Annotated in this window: 16 protein-coding genes; all 16 read right to left on the bottom strand. The window is 63.2% G+C overall.

What is annotated here, in order from left to right; all coding sequences use genetic code 11:
* Positions 1 to 19 precede the first annotated feature (19 nt).
* Positions 20 to 1,252: a phenylacetate--CoA ligase family protein gene (locus tag X566_RS10945; protein ID WP_034466112.1), complete on the bottom strand. Its 1,233-nt coding sequence runs from the start codon at positions 1,250 to 1,252 to the stop codon at positions 20 to 22.
* A gap of 9 nt (positions 1,253 to 1,261) precedes the next feature.
* Positions 1,262 to 2,107 carry an ABC transporter ATP-binding protein gene (locus X566_RS10940; RefSeq protein WP_034466109.1) on the bottom strand — a complete coding sequence of 282 codons (846 nt, stop codon included), beginning with the start codon at positions 2,105 to 2,107 and terminating at the stop codon, positions 1,262 to 1,264.
* Between the two features lie 63 nt (positions 2,108 to 2,170).
* The gene (locus X566_RS10935) at positions 2,171 to 3,493 is read right to left on the bottom strand and encodes an ABC transporter substrate-binding protein (protein ID WP_034466106.1); all 1,323 of its coding nucleotides are present in this window, start codon (positions 3,491 to 3,493) and stop codon (positions 2,171 to 2,173) included.
* A 113-nt stretch (positions 3,494 to 3,606) separates the two neighbouring features.
* Positions 3,607 to 4,734 (bottom strand): branched-chain amino acid ABC transporter permease, encoded by a 1,128-nt coding sequence (locus X566_RS10930; RefSeq protein ID WP_034466104.1) that lies wholly within the window; start codon positions 4,732 to 4,734, stop codon positions 3,607 to 3,609.
* 9 nt (positions 4,735 to 4,743) lie between these two features.
* Complete coding sequence (locus tag X566_RS10925) at positions 4,744 to 5,673, bottom strand: branched-chain amino acid ABC transporter permease (protein ID WP_206538694.1); 930 nt, start codon at positions 5,671 to 5,673, stop codon at positions 4,744 to 4,746.
* Between the two features lie 10 nt (positions 5,674 to 5,683).
* The gene (locus tag X566_RS10920) at positions 5,684 to 6,469 is read right to left on the bottom strand and encodes an ABC transporter ATP-binding protein (RefSeq protein WP_034466103.1); all 786 of its coding nucleotides are present in this window, start codon (positions 6,467 to 6,469) and stop codon (positions 5,684 to 5,686) included.
* Positions 6,466 to 8,436 (bottom strand): AMP-binding protein, encoded by a 1,971-nt coding sequence (locus tag X566_RS10915; protein ID WP_034466102.1) that lies wholly within the window; start codon positions 8,434 to 8,436, stop codon positions 6,466 to 6,468. Before X566_RS10915 ends, X566_RS10920 begins: the two co-directional genes overlap by 4 nt.
* Before the next feature lie 203 nt (positions 8,437 to 8,639).
* A complete protein-coding gene (locus tag X566_RS10910; RefSeq protein ID WP_034468368.1) occupies positions 8,640 to 9,314 on the bottom strand; it encodes a Crp/Fnr family transcriptional regulator in 675 nt (224 codons plus the stop codon).
* A 218-nt stretch (positions 9,315 to 9,532) separates the two neighbouring features.
* Positions 9,533 to 10,582 carry a hydroxyacid dehydrogenase gene (locus tag X566_RS10905; protein WP_034466100.1) on the bottom strand — a complete coding sequence of 350 codons (1,050 nt, stop codon included), beginning with the start codon at positions 10,580 to 10,582 and terminating at the stop codon, positions 9,533 to 9,535.
* A 115-nt stretch (positions 10,583 to 10,697) separates the two neighbouring features.
* Positions 10,698 to 11,201 (bottom strand): GFA family protein, encoded by a 504-nt coding sequence (locus tag X566_RS25445; RefSeq protein WP_081740136.1) that lies wholly within the window; start codon positions 11,199 to 11,201, stop codon positions 10,698 to 10,700.
* 98 nt (positions 11,202 to 11,299) lie between these two features.
* Positions 11,300 to 12,334, bottom strand: a complete 1,035-nt coding sequence (locus X566_RS10895) for an isopenicillin N synthase family oxygenase (protein WP_034466094.1) — start codon at positions 12,332 to 12,334, stop codon at positions 11,300 to 11,302.
* Between the two features lie 35 nt (positions 12,335 to 12,369).
* On the bottom strand, positions 12,370 to 13,467 hold the full coding sequence (locus tag X566_RS10890; RefSeq protein ID WP_051444195.1) for a putative urea ABC transporter substrate-binding protein: 1,098 nt from the start codon (positions 13,465 to 13,467) through the stop codon (positions 12,370 to 12,372).
* Positions 13,468 to 13,519: 52 nt separating this feature from the next.
* Complete coding sequence (locus X566_RS10885; protein WP_081740135.1) at positions 13,520 to 14,323, bottom strand: hypothetical protein; 804 nt, start codon at positions 14,321 to 14,323, stop codon at positions 13,520 to 13,522.
* Between the two features lie 115 nt (positions 14,324 to 14,438).
* Positions 14,439 to 15,368 (bottom strand): LysR family transcriptional regulator, encoded by a 930-nt coding sequence (locus X566_RS10880; protein ID WP_034466092.1) that lies wholly within the window; start codon positions 15,366 to 15,368, stop codon positions 14,439 to 14,441.
* Positions 15,369 to 15,791: 423 nt separating this feature from the next.
* A complete protein-coding gene (locus tag X566_RS10875) occupies positions 15,792 to 16,748 on the bottom strand; it encodes a tripartite tricarboxylate transporter substrate binding protein (RefSeq protein ID WP_034466089.1) in 957 nt (318 codons plus the stop codon).
* A 264-nt stretch (positions 16,749 to 17,012) separates the two neighbouring features.
* The gene (locus tag X566_RS10870; RefSeq protein WP_034466086.1) at positions 17,013 to 17,981 is read right to left on the bottom strand and encodes a tripartite tricarboxylate transporter substrate binding protein; all 969 of its coding nucleotides are present in this window, start codon (positions 17,979 to 17,981) and stop codon (positions 17,013 to 17,015) included.
* Positions 17,982 to 18,209: the final 228 nt, after the last annotated feature.

The raw sequence follows: 18,209 nt of genomic DNA, 5'->3' as shown, positions 1-18,209 counted from the left end.
ACGCTTTCCGAGCGGTGGACTAAACCGGCCGCTCGTCGGCGATCACCTTGCCGTCGTTCGGCAGACTGGCCGGCGCGACCAGCGCGACCTCGCCGCGCAGCTTGGTCACCGCCTGCAACGTGACACCGACCTCCTGCACCAATGCCTGCGACGGCATGGCGCATTCGGCATGCAGCGTCATCTGGTCCTGCTCGTTCGCGCGGGTCACCACAAGCCGCACGCGGCCGAGTTGTGGGTGGCGCTTGCCGACCTCCACGACCTGACCGGGGTGAACGAACATGCCCTTGACCTTGGTGGTCTGATCCGCCCGGCCGAGCCAGCCCCGGATGCGCATGTTGGTCCGCCCGCAGGGCGATTCCCCCGGCAACACCGCCGACAGGTCTCCCGTAGCGAGCCGGATCATCGGATAGAACGGATTGAACGAGGTGACGACCACCTCGCCGACCTCGCCGTCGGCGACCGGATCGCCGGTGCCCGGCTTGACGATCTCCACCAAGAGATGCTCAGCGACGATCAAGCCCTCGCGCGCGCTCGACTCGTAGGCGATCACGCCGGCCTCGGCAATCGCATAACACTGCAGCACGGACACGCCACGGATCCTAAGCTCATCGCGCAACGACGGCGGCAGCGCCGCGCCCGAAACGAGTCCACGCCTCAGCGACGACACATCCCTGCCCGTCTTCGCGGCATGATCGAGCAGCACCTTCAGGAAATCCGGCGTGCCCGCATAGGCGGATGGGCGCACATGGGCGATCGCATCCACCTGCTGCTCGGTGTTGCCGACACCGCCGGGGATGACGGCGCAGCCCACCGCCTCCAGTCCGGTCTCCAGCACATAGGCGCCCGGCGTCAGATGATAGGAAAAGCAATTGATGGCGATATCGCCAGCCCGGATGCCAGCGGCGAACGCAGCTCGGCCTGCACCATAAATGTCCTCACCAAGCGCCTGAAATTCGAAGATCGGCCCCGGCGACATCAGGATGCGCTTGGCCTGACCCGGCGCCACCGTGTTGAAGCCGCCGAACGGCGGCGCGGCCTTCTGCAAGGCAACGAGATCGGACTTGCGCAGCAACGGCAGCTTCGCCAGCGCCTCGCGCGAGGTGACGGCCGCAGGATCGACGCCGGCGAGCTGCCGGGCCCAGCCGGGAGCCTTCAGCGCCGCGGCAATCGTCGCAGGCAAACGCTCCGCGATCGCCTGCTCGCGCATTGGAGCCGGCCTCACCTCGAGATCGTCGTAATAGCTGCTGCTCATGGTCATCCGTTACGCCAGCCAGCGCTTGCGGCGCTTGTAGTGCTTCACCTCGCGAAATGACTTCCGCTTGTCGCCGGCAATGCCGAGATAGAATTCTTTGACATCCTCGTTGGTCGACAGCGCCCGCGCCTCGCCATCCATCACCACCCGGCCGTTCTCCAGAATGTAGCCATGGTCGGCATAGCGCAGCGCCATCGTCGTATTCTGCTCGGCGAGCAGGAAGGAAACCCGCTCCTTGCGGTTGAGATCGCGGACGATCTCGAAGATCTCCTCGACGATCTGCGGCGCAAGCCCCATCGACGGTTCGTCGAGCAGGATCATGCGCGGACGCGACATCAGGGCGCGGCCGATCGCGCACATCTGCTGCTCGCCGCCGGACGTGTAGCCCGCGATCGACATCCGCCGCTCCCGCAGACGCGGGAAGTAGGTGTAGACCCGATCGAGATCGGCGGCGATCGCGGCCTTGCCGTCACGACGCGTGAACGCTCCGGTCATCAGATTGTCCTCGATGGTGAGATGGGCGAAGCAGCGCCGTCCCTCCATCACCTGAATACAGCCGCGCTGCACCACCTCGTTCGGGGACAGCGACTGCACCTCCGCGCCGTCGAACACGATCGAGCCCTTGGTGACCTCGCCGCGTTCGGCATGCAGCAGGTTCGAGACCGCCTTCAGTGTCGTCGTCTTACCCGCGCCGTTGGCGCCGAGCAGCGCAACGATGCCACCCGCCGGCACCTGCAACGATACGCCTTTCAACACCAGGATGACGTGGTTGTAGACCACCTCGATGTTGTTGATCGACAGGAACGGCTTCGCTTCGTCTGACTTGGCCACGGCGGCTGAATTCGTCACCGGCATTCTCCGACTGGTCACACCACGGGCCGGGAGAGCGTCACCGCTCTCCCGATCGTCACACGCCGATCAGCTCTCCTTCGAGCAGTCGCGCGGCGTGATCTTCTTCTCCGTGGCGTACTTCGCCGCGGCATCCTTGACCATCGCATCGAGGATCTTGCGATCCGCGGTGTAGTAGTCGGAGATGATCTTCCAGCCTTTGCCGTCCCACTGCTGAACGCGAGCGACGTCCGCCCCCTGATGGTCCATGCAGGAGAACTTCATCGGCTGGATCATACCTTCGAAGCCGAGCTCCTTGATGCGCGCCGCCGTGAGATCGAGGTTCTCGAAGCCCCAGCGGATCTGCTCGCCGGTGAGCGGCTTGTTGCCGAACTTCTTCTGCGCGGTGCGGATGGCCTCGACGCCGATCATTGAGTTCAGCAGGCCACGGTTATAGAGCACATGGCCCGCATCCTCGGCTTTCACCTGGGCCTTGCCCTTCGCGATCAGGAACTTCTCGATATCGGCGTGCACCGGATACTTGCCCGCGCCATGCTGCAGCATCAGCGCCTTGTAGCCGACCGACTGCTCGCCGCCCGGCACCACATCCGGCTCCGCACCGGCCCACCACACGCCGATGATCTTGTCACGCGGATAGCCGACGGCAGCCGCCTCCGAGATCGCCGTCGGGTTCATCACACCCCACCCCCACAGCAGCACATAGTCCGGCCGATCCTGCCGGATCGACAGCCACTGCGATTTCTGCTCGACGCCTGGATGCGTCACCGGAATCGCCTTGAAGATGAATCCGTCCTGCTTCGCTCGCGCCTCCAGCGCCGGAATCGGCTCCTTGCCATAGGGGCTGTCGTGATAGACGAGGCTGATCTTCTTGCCCTTCAGCTTGTCGAGCCCGCCGAACTCCTTGGCGATATGCTGGATCGCCACGTCGGCCGCAGTCCAATAGCTGCCGGCGGCGATGAAATTCCACGGGAACACCGAACCGTCACGGCTTTCCGAGCGGCCGTAGCCCATGGTCAGAAGCGGAATCTTGTCGGCCGGTACCTTCTCCGTCAGCGCGAAGGTGATCCCGGTCGACAGCGGCGAGAAGTACGAGGCGCCGGTCGGCCCCTTGCCCTTCATGCGCTCATAGCATTCGACCCCCTTGTCGGTGGCGTAGCCGGTTTCGCATTCCTCGCCCACGAGTTTGACGCCGTTGACGCCGCCATCGCGCTCGTTGACGAGATTCCAGTAGTCCATCACGCCGTTGGCGAACGGAATGCCGTTCGGCGCGTAAGGGCCGGTGCGATAGACCAGCGCCGGCATGTATTGCTCGTTCTGTTGCGCCAGAGCCGGCGCAGCCGCGGCAGACGCACCGATCGCGGCCGCCGCCAGGATCAACGTTGTTCGAAGCATCGCTTCCTCCTTGTTTCCCGGCGACGCCGCCGGTCGCTTCCTGCGAGCTTGTTTATCCTCAGTACCGCCTGCTGCTCACATCACAGGCTAACCGTGCGTTCGAAACCTCACCTTCAGTACGGGTAAGGCCACAGCCGCAACTTCTCCTTCGCCGTCGACCACAGTCGCGCAAAGCCATGCGGCTCGACGATCAGGAGATAACAGATGAGCGCGCCGGTCACGACGAAAGTCAGCAGTGAGACCGTTTCGACCGAGACCGGAATGCCGAGCGCATGTGGGATCTGATCGAGCGCGATCGGCAGCACCAGGATGAAGGCGGCGCCCAGGAACGCGCCGAGGATCGAGCCCAGCCCGCCGATAATCACCATGAACAACAACTGGAACGAGCGATCGATCGAAAAGGCGAGCGGCTCCCACGAGCCGAGATAGACGAACGCCCACAGCGCGCCGGCGACGCCGACGATGAACGACGACACGGCGAAGGCGGTCAGCTTGGCATAGAGCGGACGGATGCCCATCAGCTCTGCGGCGATATCCATGTCGCGAATCGCCATCCATTGCCGGCCGATGTTGCCGCGCACGAGGTTCTTGGCGAGCAGCGCGAAGGCCGTGACGAAGATCAGGCAGATGAAGTACCGCTCGATCGGCGAGTTCAGCGTGGCGCCGAAGAACGTCAGCGCCGGGGCGTTGACGGAGCCCGACGAGGAGTAGTTGGTGAACCACGGCACGCGCAGGAACACCCAGTCGAAGAAGAACTGCGCCGCCAGCGTCGCCACCGCAAGATAAAGTCCCTTGATGCGCAGGCTCGGTATCCCGAACAGAATGCCCGCCAAGGCGGCCATCAATCCACCCAGCAGGATCGAGAGCAGCACCGGCAGCGGCGGGATCGCGATCGTCGTCCCAAGCGCGGTCAGCGGAATATGGATGCCGGTCCCGAACTTGTAGGCGCTGTAGGCTCCCACCGCCATGAACGCGCCGCTGCCGAGCGAGATCTGCCCGCAATAGCCGACCAGGATGTTCACGCCGATCGCCGCCAGCGACAGGATCAGGAACGGGATCAGAATCGCGCGGATCAGATACTCGTTGCCGAACGGCCAGGCGTGCAGGCTGGCAAGCAGCGGCACGCCGATGAACACGGCCGCAAGCAACAGCGCGAACGCCAGCCGATCCTGGCGAATCGAAAACATCGCCATGTCCTGGGCGTAGGTGGTCTTGAACTGGCCTGCCTCGCGGTAAAGCATCCGTCCTCCTCAGATCCGCTCGATGATCCGCTCGCCGAACAGCCCCTGCGGCCGCACCATCAACACCGCCAGCGCCAGCACGAAGCCGAACCAGTATTCGATGCCGCCGCCGATCGAAGGGCCGAGATAGACCTCCGCGAGCTTCTCGCCGGCACCGATGATCAGCCCGCCGACGATCGCGCCGGGAATGGAGGTGAAGCCGCCGATGATCAGCACCGGCAGCGCCTTCAGCGCCAGGAACGTGATCGAGAACTGCACGCCGAGCTTGGTGCCCCACACGGTCGCAGCGACCAGCGCGACGAGCCCTGCGACCAGCCACACCACGAACCAGATCCACGCGATCGGAATGCCGACCGACTGCGCGGCCGTGTGATCGTCCGCGACCGCCCGCAGCGCGCGGCCGGTCTTGGTCCGCTGGAAGAAGATCGCCAGCCCGACGACGAGGATGCCCGCGATCAGCCCGCCCCAGACATCGAGCTTGCTGACCAGGATGCCGCCAGGAAACGTGCTCTCGAACAGGAACCAGGCGTCGGTCGGAAACAGCTTGAGCGAATAATTCTCCGCGCCGAACACCATCTGCGACAGCCCTTCGAGGACGAAGGTGATGCCGATCGTCGACATGAAGAGCGTCAACGCGTCCTGGTTGACCAGCGGCCCGAGCACATAACGCTGGATGACGAAGGCAGCGAGCGCCATGACGGCGGCGGCGAACAGCAGGCCGAGGATCACCGCGCCCCAGAACGGCAGGCCATGCGCCACCAGAAAATCCAGCGTGCGAACCAGGGCAAGCCCCGCAAGCAGCACCATCGCCCCTTGCGCGAAATTGAACACGCCGGAGGCCTTGAAGATTAGCACGAAGCCGAGCGCAACCAGCGAGTACAGAACGCCGGAGAGCAGACCGCCGATGAGCACCTCGAGAAACTGGCCGAATGCGATCAAGCGACAACTCCTAATGCGCTACGCCGAGATAAGCGTCGATCACCGCCCGATCCGCCTTGACCTGATCCGGCGTGCCGTCGGCGATCTTGATGCCATGGTCGAGCACTACGACGCGGTTCGACAGATCCATCACGACGCCCATGTCGTGCTCGATCAGGGCGATGGTGGTGCCGTAATAGTCGTTCACGTCGATGATGAAGCGCGACATGTCCTCCTTCTCTTCGAGGTTCATGCCCGCCATCGGCTCGTCCAGCAGCAGCAGGTCCGGCTCCATCGCCAAAGCCCGGCCCAGCTCGACCCGCTTCTGCAAGCCATACGGTAGCCGCGCCACCGGCACCTTGCGGATCGCTTCGATTTCTAGAAAATCGATGATCTCCTCGACCCGGCGGCGATGCTCGAGCTCCTCGCGCAGCGCAGGTCCGAAGCGAAGCGCCTGCCAGAATAGGCCCCGATTCATCTTCAGCGTACGCCCGGCCATGATGTTATCGAGCGCGGTCATGCCCTTGAATAGCGCCACGTTCTGAAACGTCCGGGCGATGCCGCCGCGTGAGGCCTCATAGGGGCGCATCTGCGGCCGTGTCTTTCCCTTGAACGTGATGGCGCCGCGATTGGGATGATAGAAGCCATTGATGACATTCAGCATCGACGTCTTGCCGGCGCCGTTCGGGCCGATGATCGCGCGGATTTCGCCCTTCTTGATGTTGAACGAGACGTCGGTCAGAGCCTTCACACCGCCGAAGGCGAGCGAAACCCCGTCCACGTTCAGCAGAATGTCGTCGACATCCGGCGATCTCATGCCGCCTTCTCCAGACCTGCCGGCAGCGCCTCGGGGCGCAGATCGCGGATCTTCAGCCGCGCCACGATCCGGCCCTTGCGACCATCCTCGAAGGTGACCTCGGTGTTGATGTCAGCCTCCTGCGCTCCGCTGTAGAACGCAGCCAGCAATGGCGCATATCGTTCGGCGACGAAGCCGCGGCGCACCTTCTGCGTGCGTGTCAACTCGCCATCGTCTGCGTCAAGCTCCTTATGCAGGATCAGGAAGCGTTGCACCTGGGCGCCGGCCATCACCTTCTCCTGCGCGAGAAGGTGGTTCATCGCGGCGATGTCCTTCGCCACCATGTCATAGACCTGCGGATGCGCCGCCAGCTCCTGATAGGAGCTGTAGGCGATGTTGTTGCGCTCGGCCCAGTTGCTGACCGCCGTCAGGTCGATGTTGATCATCGCGGCAACGAAGTCGCGGCCGTCGCCGAACGTCACAGCCTCCTTGATGTTCGGGAAGAACTTCAGCCGGTTTTCGAGATATTTCGGCGCGAACATGGTGCCGTCCTTGAGACGGCCGACGTCCTTGGCACGATCGACAATCTTCAGGTGTCCGGTCTTCTCGTCGAAGAAGCCGGCATCGCCGGTCTTCACGTAGCCGTCCGGCGTCATCGCCTCCGCAGTCTTCGCACTGTCCTTGAAATACTGAACGAACATGCCGGGCGAGCGGAACTGGACCTCGCCGGACTCGGCGATGCGGATATCGACATTCGGTGCCGGCGGCCCGACCGTATCGGCGTAGATTTCACCATCCGGCTGGCAGGTGACGTAGAGGAACGCTTCGGTCTGGCCGTAGAGCTGCTTGAGATTCAGCCCGATCGACCGGTAGAACACGAACAGGTCCGGACCGATCGCCTCGCCCGCCGTATAGGCGACGCGCACCCGCGACAGCCCAAGCACATTCTTCAGCGGCTCATAGACCAGCAGCCGGCCGAGCGTATACATCAGCCGTCCCGACAGCGGCACCGGCTTGCCGGTGAGGATGGCTTCGCCATGCCGCCGGGCCACCTTCAAGAAGTAATGAAAGATATGCCGCTTGATCGCCGCCGCATCCTCCATGCGGATCATCAGCCGCGTCAGCATGGTCTCGAACACGCGCGGCGGGGCGAAGTAGAAGGTCGGGCCGATCTCCCGCAGATCCTGCTCCACCGTCTCAGGCCCCTCCGGACACGCCATGCAGAAGCCGGACACGAGCCCTTGCGCGTAATTCAGGTAATGATCGCCGACCCACGCCAGCGGCAGATAGGCCAGCGCGACATCCTTCTCCGTCAACCTGTCGAAGGTGACCGTGTCGGTCGCCGCGTCGATGCAGCCCTTCGCCGACAAGACGACGCCCTTGGATGTGCCGGTGGTGCCGGACGTATAGAGAATGATCGAGATGTCCGAGCCGTCCCCCTGATCGATCAAGGCATCGGCGTCAGCCGCGCGCGACGGATCGGCCGCAAGCAACGCCCGCCCCTCGGCGATCACCTGCTCGATCGGCACCAGCCGTGCGTGATCGTAGTCACGCAGGCCGCGCGGCTCGTCATAGACGATCTGCCGCAGACGCGGCACGCGCCCGGAGATCGACAGCACCTTGTCGACCTGCTCCTGGTCCTGCGCCGCGACGAAGCTGACATCCGCATGGCCGAGCACATAGGCGAGCTCATCGGCCACGGCGTCGGAATAGACCGGCACGGGAATCGCGCGCAGCATCTGCGCAGCCAGCACCGTCCAATACAGCCTCGGCCGATTGGCGCCGACGATCGCGATCGTGTCGCCCTGTTTCAGCCCGAGCCGCTGCAAACCGATCGCGTAGGCGCACACATTGTCGAGCGTCTCGGCCCAACTCCATGTCTGCCAGATGCCGAGATCCTTGTGCCGAAAGGCCGGCTGTTTGCCGAACCGGGCCGCATTGCGGCGAAGCAGCTTGGGGAACGTATCCAACGATCCACCAACCGACATTGAGCGCACTCCCTCCCGTATCGCTTCCGGCACGTTGGTTCGCGCGTGTTGTTCTTGATTGATGCGGGTTCGCGGGCTCTCCCCCGCGTATTCCGCATAAGGTAGCTCACCTTACACCCGGCCAATCTCCCAACAAGGTCCAGCTTGACAGACAAATAGGCGGGTGGTTGGCTACGTGTGGGAGAGAAGGTTTTGAGCGAGCGCTAGTCGCGCTGCTGGAGCAGCTTTGCCGGATCCCGAACCACGATCCCCATCCGCTCGCGCTTGATCAGTCCCCGGGCTTCCAGGGTCTTCAAGGCCTCGCTGGCTGCCGGCCGCGATATCCCCGACAGCAGCCCCATCTCTTCCTGGCTGATCTCGAGATAGCTCTCGCCTTGCGGATAAAGCACCGGGTTGAACAGCCAGGCGATGTTGCGTGCCAACCGCGCGGTCGCGTTGAAGGTGCGATCGTATTCCACCAGTGCGATGAATTGTCCCAGCCGCTCGTTGAGCTGCCGCACCAGAAAACGGTTGAAGCCGACGCTGTTCTCGAACAGCCAAAGGAAGGTGGGCCGGCTCATCAGCGCAAGCCGAGTGTCGCGAAGCGCGGCGAGGTCGTATTGCCGAGGCTCATCCTTCAGCACACTGCCTTCGCCGAACCAGACGCCGGTGCGCAAGCCGGTGAGCGTGACATCCTTGCCGGTCTCGGACATCGTGCCGAGCTTGAGCAGCCCCTCCGCGACACCGATCCAGACATCCAGCCTGTCGCCGCGATGGCAGATGTACGAGCCTTTCGAATAGGTCCGCTCGACCGTGCCACGCCGCGCGCGCTCGAACTCCGTCTCGGTCAGTTCGCTGGACCAGAATGCAATGCGCCGAAACTGTTCCGCAGAAATCACGCTCACTGCCCTCAGAGGTGAGCCGGCATCAACCGCAAGCCGCAACGCAAACGACCCGATAGCCTGCAAGGACGGCCGCGGCTGCCCCGCTCACAACGCTTGTGACGGTGATGTTATGCAAAGGTCGGCGGTAGCAGGCAATAGGCTGAGGGGTCCTCAAGACGGGTGTGAGGCCCCCGGAATAACCAGCCAACTGAGCCGGCCACGCGTTCGATCGCTCAGCCCGGCGCGCGGCCGAACTCCTGCTCGAACCGCTTCGCATAGACCGGCCAGACTTCCGGATTGATAATCCGCGGCGGACGCCGGCCCGCCAGGGTCTCGATCAACTGTTCGGCGGCGATCTTCGCGATGTTGCGGCGGGCATCGCGCGTCACGCCTGCGGTATGCGGACTGACCACCACGTTGTCGAACTGCATCAGCGGATGGTCGTGCGGCGGCGGCTCCTTCATCCACACGTCGAGACCGGCGGCGGCGATGGTGCGCGCGCGCAGCGCCTCTTCCAGCGCCTTTTCGTCATGAATGAAGCCGCGCGCCGTGGTGACGAAGATCGCGTGCGGCTGCATCATCGCGAACTGCGCCTCGCCGATCATGTTGCGGGTCTCGTCGTTCAGCGGGCAATGCACCGACACGAAGTCCGACTGCTTGAGCAATTGTTCGAGCTTGACCTTCTTCGCGCCGCGGGCGGTGATCTCGTTGTCGCCGAGATAGGGATCGTAGGCGAGCACGGTCATGTTCAGCGCGCTTCGGCACATCGCGGCCAGCCGGCCGCCGGTATGGCCGATGCCGATGATACCGACGGTCTTGCCATAAGTTTCGCCGCCTTTGTAGTTGATGCGCTCGAACGGTCCCTCGCGGCGCAATGCCTTGTCGACCTCGACGATGCGCTTCGACAGCGTCAGCATCATGCCGAGCGCATGCTCGGCGACAGACTGCGCATTGCCGCCCGCCTGGTTGAGAACCAGCACGCCGGCCTTGGTGCAGGCATCCACATCCACCGTGTCGTAGCCGGCGCCGTTGCTGGACACCACCAGCAGCTTCGGGCAGCGCGCCAGCAACTCCGCCGTCGCGTGGTATTGCGGCGCGATCTCGTCGCGCGAGGCGCCGATCTGATAGGCATGGGCCGTCGCCAGCACCGGATTCGCCTCCGCCTCAGGACTGTCATTGTCCAGCCGCGTCAGCTTGATGCTGCTCTCCTCCGCGACGATTTCCTTGAAGACATCATCCGACAGGTATTTCACGTAGAAGACGTTTTTCATGCCCATGACCATTGTCTGGTTTTGCTTGTTCCAGACCCGGTTCTAAGCACGACGCGCCAGAAGGGAAAGCCGCGTTTTTAGAACGTTCCGCAGATCGGCACCGGCAACCGTGAAGGGACGCGTCTCGTCACCACGCCATCATGGCGTCGTCTTCGCCGCCGAAGGCGACCGGCTTGGTTTGATAATGCGGCAGTCCATCCCGCACCGGCGCGACCGCTTCCCGACAATGGATATGCAGTTGCGGATCGAACGCCTCCTCGGGCAGCAGCGTGCCGCTGACGCCGCGCATGCCGATGTCGGTCAGATCGGCAAACAGCCGCGAACCGCAGCGTGCACAGGAGACGCGCGGCGTCGTCCGCAAGGTGAAGGCGATGGTCTCTCCGCTCAGTACCGCGACGCTCTCCGCCGGATAGAGCGACTCGCCAACATAGGCCGCGTTGTGCACGCGCCGACAATCCGCACAATGACACCAGAATTGGGCAACCGGCGCGCTGCTGATGCGAAGCTGCACCGCTCCACACGGACACTGGATATCCACGGCATCGTCTCCTCGTTCGGGAACCGGCCGATCGCCGTTCCTCGGACAACGATACAGAGGCGCTGCTGCCAATTCGTGGCAGCAGCGCCTCATAACCCCGACAGTGCGACGACATGGCTCACCAGAAGACATGGCTCACCAGAAGATTACGGTTCACCAGAACGAGAACCGCCTTACTTCGCCGCTCAGGCTTAAGCGGATACAGCCGTGTCCCGTCCGAATGACGACAGCCCGACAGTGTTCGTCGGCAGGGCGATCTCGCCGCGCGCGAGCCTGGCCTTCTGATAGCTGAAGGTCTGCGCGGTCTGCGCGAACAGGTGCTCGCCCGCGACAAGGCTGGGTTTTGCCGGCCGCTGGGCGCTGACGAACCGGTCCAGCGGCCTGACCTCGGTATGGTAGTCGAGCGAGAAGAACAACGGAAACGAGTAGCGCTCCTCCTTCACCTTGCGCACACGGTGTGACGTCGCAACGAAGTGGCCGTTGGTCATGATTTCGAGCATGTCGCCAATATTGACGATGAATGCACCAGGCACCGGCGGCGCATCGATCCATTCGCCGGCACCATTCATCACTTCGAGGCCGCTGCTGGTGGACTTCAGCAGCGTGAAGCATTCGTAGTCGGTGTGCGCCCCGATCCCCATCCGATCCTCTGCCGACGCATCGAACGGATAGTGGATCAGCCGGAGCTGGCTCGGCGGCTTGGTGAGATGCCGGTCGAACACGTCCGGCGCTTCGCCGAGCGCGAGCGCGAAGCCCTGCATCAGCGTGCGGCCGAGCTTGAACACCGCGTCGTAATAGGTCCCGACGGCCTCACGAAAGCCGGGACAATCCGGCCACTGGTTCGGCCCCAGCAGCGGATTTCCGGCGAGATAGTCGGCATCCGTCGCCGGCAGGTCGGCGGACAGATCGTAAGCCTCCTTCTTGTCCTTGCTGCCCGACGCGAACACTTCCTCACCCTCGGGCACATAACCGCGGTGGTTCTTCGAATGGCCGATATAGACTTCCATCTTCTTTTCGACCGGCTGCGCAAAGAAACGCTTGGCGGCATCGATCAAGCGCTCGAACAGCGCATCGTCGATGCCGTGGCCTCGGATGTAGAGAAATCCGACATCGCGCGCGGCAGCGCCGAGCTCTGCGGCAACCCTGCGCTTGTCCCGATCGTCGTTCCCGAACAGGGCCGAAATATCGATGACCGGAATAGACGAGAAATTCTGCGGCGTGCTCATCAATGTGGTCTCCTCTGGATTTCGCAGCGCACGCGTCAGAGCTTTCCGTCGGCAGCAAGCTGCATGTAACTGTCATCGAGCCGAAGTTTGACGTTGGCCGGATCGCCGAGGATCGTCTTCCCCGTGAGTTCGATACCGATCGCATCCTTCGATGTCGCGCTGGCGCCCATCAGCTTCTGCTCGAAGCAGAAGGTCCGGACGCGATCCATGTTGGCGGCCATCTCCGCCGTCCTCATGAAGGCTGCGGCTTCACCGGGATCGGCATAGAAGCGCGTCGTCTTCACCTGAGCGTCGAAGTTTTCGAGGGTTGTGCCGGAAGCGCTCGCCATGAACTTCCGGGCGGCGGAATTCTCCGAACGCATCGCCGCCAATGCCTCGAACCAAGCGCCGACCATAGCCTTCCCGAAATCCGGATTCTCCCGCAGGACCGCCGTGTTCGCCACCGCGATATCGAGAAGCTCGCCGGGAATCTGCGTCGACTGGAAGACGATGCTGATGTCAGGCAGCTCTTCGATCTGCGCCAGCGCCGGATTCCAGGCTGCAACGGCCTTGACATCCGGCGTCTTGAAGGCGGCCAGGAAGTCCGCATCCGAAATGTTCTGCACCTTGACGTCGGACGGCGCCAGTCCAGCGATGCTGAGGGCGCGGTCGAGCATGTAATGCGACACCGAGTACTGGACCAGATTGACGGTCGCGCCCTTCAGGTCCTTGAGGGTCTTGCCCTTCCCCTTCAGGACGATGGCATCGTTTCCGTTCGAGTAATCGCCCAGGATCAGAACGGTCGTATCGACACCGCCAACCGCCGGAATGGTGAAGGCATCCATCGTCGTCGCGGTCACCGCGTCGAACTGACCGGCGGTGTATTGATTGATCGATTCGATATAGTCGTTGACCTGAACGAGCTCGATCTTGATGCGATACTTGTCGGCCCATTTCTTGAGGATGCCGGACTGCTCGGCATAGGCCCAAGGCATGTAGCCGGTATAGATCGACCAGGCGAGCTTGAAGCTGTTGCGCGGGGCGGCCGCCGCCGGCGTCGCCGACGCCACGAGCAATCCCGTGAGAAGCAACGCGGCAAGACGCAATGCAGTCCGCTTCGACACTGCAATTCGATTCGACACTGTCTGAATCATCGCGATCTCCAATGACCTTGGTTTGAGAGACATCTCACCTCGGTTCGCCTCCTCACGGCATCGTGGCGGCTTCCGCGTTGATCAACGCGATGTCGCCCTCGCTTTCGATCACGTCCCAGTCCCGCATGCACGACACACCCGACGCGGTGACGTCTGTGCTGCTCGCCTTCGCACCGTTTGCGCTGATTTCAAGGCCGAGGCGGCTTCCCTCGCGAAACGGCAGGCTCGATCGCTCCACGATCCAACCGGATTCATCGACGCGCCCGATCGAGACCTCGCAATCGACCAGCACCCGCGCCTCTCGCAACGAGCCTGCTCCCGCCACACATTCGGACAGCGTGTGCCCGGCCGGCGGGGCAAACGTTCGACCGCGGGCATACATGAAGGCCGAACCGACGCGGACGACGAAGCCATCGCAACCGGACTGGCGATCACGAAGGCGGGTGGCCCAGCAGGGCTGCGGCGTCACCTGAGCATGGCGACGCCAGTGTTCGATGTAGGGGATGTCACGCCCCTCCTCGATCATCATGCCGGCTTCGATCCATAACCGGCCGCAATCCGAGTAGATCGCCTTCGGCTGAAAATCGATGATCCGCTGCCACTCGAAGAATTCGCCATCGAACCGCAGGCGACCGGCAAAGCCTTCCTGCGTGGCGAGCCAGATGATCTGCTCGCGGCTGAGATCGTCGAGGCACGTCGTCCCGATAAACCCCGGCCGCGGCGATGGAGACCGCAGGTCGATGTAATAAGTCGGCCCCTGCAGCCAGGACACGTACGTCGCCTCGTCGCGGCGACCATCCGGCCACACGATCAACGATCGCCCCCAGAGCCCCTGCAAATCGCTTACCGTCAGCATCGTCCACGCCACTCCATGCGTCCAAGACCATGAGCGGGGACGCCGGCGGGCGGAAGCCGCTGTCTGACAATGCCGCCCATAGTCCTGGTCTATGGGCGCGTCCGGACGCGCGGCGCTAACTCTGCGATTTCGCGTGGGCGGCGATCATGTCCAGCAGCGCGCGGGCCGGCGCATTCAATCGTTCCGGCGCGGAGGTGATCAGATAGACATGATAGGTCGGCAGCAGGTCCGGCGGCAGCAGCGGCCATAGCTCGCTGCCGGTGCCGGCAACGACGGTCGGGAGAAACCCGATGCCGATCCCGAGATGGATCAACCGCCTGACCTCGTGGAGCGTTTCCGCCGAGCCGCCGACACGTCGGCCGAGGTCGAAACGGCGGCGGAAACCTTCCAGCTCCGCGGGCTCGTCCTGACCTGTCAACACGAAGGCCTGATCGACAAACTCACGCGGATGCGAGGGCGGCTTGCCGAACAGCGGATGCGCCGGGCCGCAATACAGCTGCTGCACCTCCACCATCAGCGGCTCGTAATGCAGCGCGGGGTTCGGCGCGCTGTCGCAGGCGATCCCGATATCGACATCGCCAGCCGCGACGGCCGCCACCACCGTTCGCCAGGGAGCGATGTCCAACCTGATCTCGACACCCGGATGGCGCCGATGGAAAGCGATGGTGGCCGCATCGAGGTCCGGCGATACGAGGTCCGAGATCATCCGCACCGAGATCACCCCCGCCAGCGCTCCGGCTGCCTTCGCCATCTCCGGCGGTAACCGGCGCACCGCACCAAACAGATCCTCGCAGGTCGAGAACAACGCCCGGCCCGCCGCATTGAGCACGATGCCACGCGATGTCCGCTCGCACAGCGGCAAACCCAGGTGATCCTCCAGCCGCTTCAATCCGGCGCTGATACTCGGCTGCTGCTTGTTCAAGGCGCGCGCCGTCGCGGAAATACCACCTGACTGGACGATCTCATGGAACAGCTTCAGCAGATTCCAATCGAGATTGCGGGCAAACAGGTGTCCATTCTCGGAACGCTGGTGACGATCGCTCATACCGGTCTCTTCGACGCTTTCATCGCCGCCGCGCCGCCTGCTCCGACGCAGCGTCGATGGACCGGATATTAAGCGGGCGCGGCCCAACGCGAATCGCGGATTCCGGTGTCAGCGGTGAAACTCTGGGCACAAGCCGCCTATCATCGCAGCGATTGCCCATGATGTTTGCAGAATGCGCAAACCAGCCGCCGGAGTATCAGCCCCTCTCACCTGCGCCAGCCGTCGCCAATCACCGGAGTATCGGCGCGCAATCGCCGCCGGCCTCCGCGCACGGTGACAGGCGGTGATCGCAATCGGCACGCATCACCTGGAGAAAAGTCGAACCCGGCCCGTTGCACACGAAGACATCGCGCCCCGCCGAATGGCGGCAAACGCGATAGGCCTTTGGGCGCGTTCGGACTTGCGGACCTTCGTTCGCCGGTCTCAGTTCGTCTTCTTGCCCAATCCGAGACTCTCGACGACCTTCCGCTCGGACTCGATCACCTCGGTCACGAACGCCCTGTAGTCCTTGGTGCTCTTATAGTTGGCGACCATATCGTACTTCGCCAGCGTCTCGATCAGGCTCGGCTCCTCGATCGCCTTCTTGAAAGCGTCGTGCAGGACCGCAACGACCTTCGGGTCCATGCCCTTCGGGCCCGCGATGCCGAACGGCGAATCGAACACAAACGGATATCCGAGCTCCTTCATCGTCGGCACGTCGGGCCAGTTCTTCGACCGTTGCGCAGTCCAGATCATTAGCAGACGCAGCTTACCGGAATCGACCAGCGGCCTCCAGCCGGTGCCGTCCGCTTGCAGCATCGTATGCTTGCCCAGCACCGCCGCATTGGACTCGGCGTTGCCCTTGAAAGGAACCTGGGTGAGCTTGATACCGGCTTTCGCGGCGATCTGCTCCATGCCGATATGCAACGATGTTGCCGCTCCGGGCGTCGCATACGTTACCTTGCCGGGATTGGCCTTGGCATAATCGACCACGTCCTGCCATGTCTTGAACGGCGAGTCGGCATTGGCGGTGACGCCGAACGTATAGCCGGTGAGATGGACGATATAGGTGAAATCCTTCTCCGCATCCCATGTCGTCTGCTGCATCAAGGGCAGCCTGAACAGCGTGATCGGCGCTTGCGAAATGGTGTAGCCATCCGGCTTGGCCGATGCCGCCATGGTGGCGGGGCCGACCGTGCCGCTGCCGCCCGCCTTGTTCTCGATCACGATCGGCTGGCCAAGGTGCTTGGAGGCGGCTTCGGCAATGGCGCGCATGGCGATGTCGGTCGCGCCGCCCGCCGGCCAGGGAATGATCAGCGTGACCGGCCGCGTTGGATAATCGTTGCTCTGCGCCGCAGGCGCCGTCAGAACACTCGCGCCAGCCGCAAGGATGAGAGCCACAGCCCCCGGCCAGAATCGTTTACGGTTTGTCACAACTTCCTCCCAACACATTATTTATTCTGTGAGCAAAATTGTCCGCTTGCCGCAGCAGCACTGTCAACATGGCGCGCTGCGTTAGAAGGCCGCGGCCACCATAACGTGCGGGCCGCTCTCGCCTCTGGCAGCGGAGCGACACGCGCGGAGGCCCGCAAACTCACCCACGACTGGTTGCAGACAAACCGGCTGCTTCGGCGGTCAGCGGCAGGGCGCTGCAGCTGCGATCGACTATTGAATCTTGATGTTCGCGTCCTTGATGATCTTTCCGTACTTCTCGGTATCGGAGGCGACCAGCGCCTGAAGCTCGGCAGGCGTCATCGGATCCATTACCTGCGTGACCTGGCCTTCCAGGGCGGTTCGAACGGCCGGATCCTTCAAGGCTTCATTGACACCGCTGACGATCGTCTCGACGATCGTTGCAGGCGTATCCTTCGGCGCGCACAAGCCATACCAGGCCACGACATTGGCTTCCGGATAACCGACTTCGGACATCGTCGGCACATCGGGAAGCTGAGCCAGCCTGCTTCTCGCGACCACACCCAACGGCTTCAATTGTCCGGACTGGATGTACTGCAGCACGAGACTCGGCGAAGCCAACGCGAACTGCACCCGCCCCGCCACCAGATCAAGCAGCGCCGGAGGCTGTCCGCGATACTGGATCTCCACCATATCCAGCTTCGTGGTATTGAGGAAAATCGCGGTGTTGAGATGGCCGGACGATCCCGTGCCGCCATTCGCCACGTTCAACCGCCCCGGATTGGCGCGCACGTAGTCGACGAATTCTTTCAACGTGCCCACAGGCACGCTCGGGTGAACCACCAGCACCCAAGGCACCCACACCATGCCGCCGATCGCGACAAAGTCCTTCTCGCTGAATGTCACGCCCTCCTGGATTCGCGGATTGGCGATCACCGCGGGACCGAAGAAGCTCCACGTATAGCCGTCGGCCTTGCTGCGCATCGCCTGATCCCAGGCGATGTTGCCGTTCGCGCCGGGCTTCGGTTCGACGATAATGGGCTGCTTCCAGATCGCAGACAGCTTATTTGTGACGACGCGGGTGATGTTGTCGACGATGCCGCCGGCGGGATAGGGAAGAATGATCTGAATCGGCTTGGTCGGAAAAACCTGCTGCGCGTGGGCATCGGACAGCATGCCTGCCGCCGCAACCATCGCCAGCCCGATGATGACCTGACGCATCGAAGCCCCCCTTGGCAAGTTCTTTGGATCAGGTTCAATTCCCTCGATCGCCTCGATTGTCGTCGACGCCGGCAGACGGCGCAACTGCAAGTGCGCATCAGAACCTTCCCTCATGACGGAGGGGTCATCGACAGCCGGTCGGCACCACAACCTCATCCGCTGATCGGCACGCCGGCTTGCCAACGCTCTCAGTCGGTCGAGCAGCCGGGATTTCTGTGCAAAACCGCG

Origin of the sequence: Afipia sp. P52-10 (genome assembly GCF_000516555.1) — a bacterium.
Lineage (GTDB): Bacteria > Pseudomonadota > Alphaproteobacteria > Rhizobiales > Xanthobacteraceae > P52-10.
The sequence above is the reverse complement of the archived record's forward strand: the minus strand, read 5'-3'. Positions and strand labels throughout refer to the sequence as shown.

What these genes read in the sequence shown, in the direction of transcription:
- X566_RS10870 (WP_034466086.1), bottom strand. Translation starts at nt 17,981, where the DNA reads ATGCGTCAGGTCATCATCGGGCTGGCGATGGTTGCGGCGGCAGGCATG.
- X566_RS10920 (WP_034466103.1), bottom strand. Translation starts at nt 6,469, where the DNA reads ATGAGATCGCCGGATGTCGACGACATTCTGCTGAACGTGGACGGGGTT.
- X566_RS10915 (WP_034466102.1), bottom strand. Translation starts at nt 8,436, where the DNA reads ATGTCGGTTGGTGGATCGTTGGATACGTTCCCCAAGCTGCTTCGCCGC.
- X566_RS10905 (WP_034466100.1), bottom strand. Translation starts at nt 10,582, where the DNA reads ATGGTCATGGGCATGAAAAACGTCTTCTACGTGAAATACCTGTCGGAT.
- X566_RS25445 (WP_081740136.1), bottom strand. Translation starts at nt 11,201, where the DNA reads ATGAGGCGCTGCTGCCACGAATTGGCAGCAGCGCCTCTGTATCGTTGT.
- X566_RS10890 (WP_051444195.1), bottom strand. Translation starts at nt 13,467, where the DNA reads ATGATTCAGACAGTGTCGAATCGAATTGCAGTGTCGAAGCGGACTGCA.
- X566_RS10940 (WP_034466109.1), bottom strand. Translation starts at nt 2,107, where the DNA reads ATGCCGGTGACGAATTCAGCCGCCGTGGCCAAGTCAGACGAAGCGAAG.
- X566_RS10935 (WP_034466106.1), bottom strand. Translation starts at nt 3,493, where the DNA reads ATGCTTCGAACAACGTTGATCCTGGCGGCGGCCGCGATCGGTGCGTCT.
- X566_RS10945 (WP_034466112.1), bottom strand. Translation starts at nt 1,252, where the DNA reads ATGAGCAGCAGCTATTACGACGATCTCGAGGTGAGGCCGGCTCCAATG.
- X566_RS10930 (WP_034466104.1), bottom strand. Translation starts at nt 4,734, where the DNA reads ATGCTTTACCGCGAGGCAGGCCAGTTCAAGACCACCTACGCCCAGGAC.
- X566_RS10895 (WP_034466094.1), bottom strand. Translation starts at nt 12,334, where the DNA reads ATGAGCACGCCGCAGAATTTCTCGTCTATTCCGGTCATCGATATTTCG.
- X566_RS10880 (WP_034466092.1), bottom strand. Translation starts at nt 15,368, where the DNA reads ATGAGCGATCGTCACCAGCGTTCCGAGAATGGACACCTGTTTGCCCGC.
- X566_RS10885 (WP_081740135.1), bottom strand. Translation starts at nt 14,323, where the DNA reads ATGCTGACGGTAAGCGATTTGCAGGGGCTCTGGGGGCGATCGTTGATC.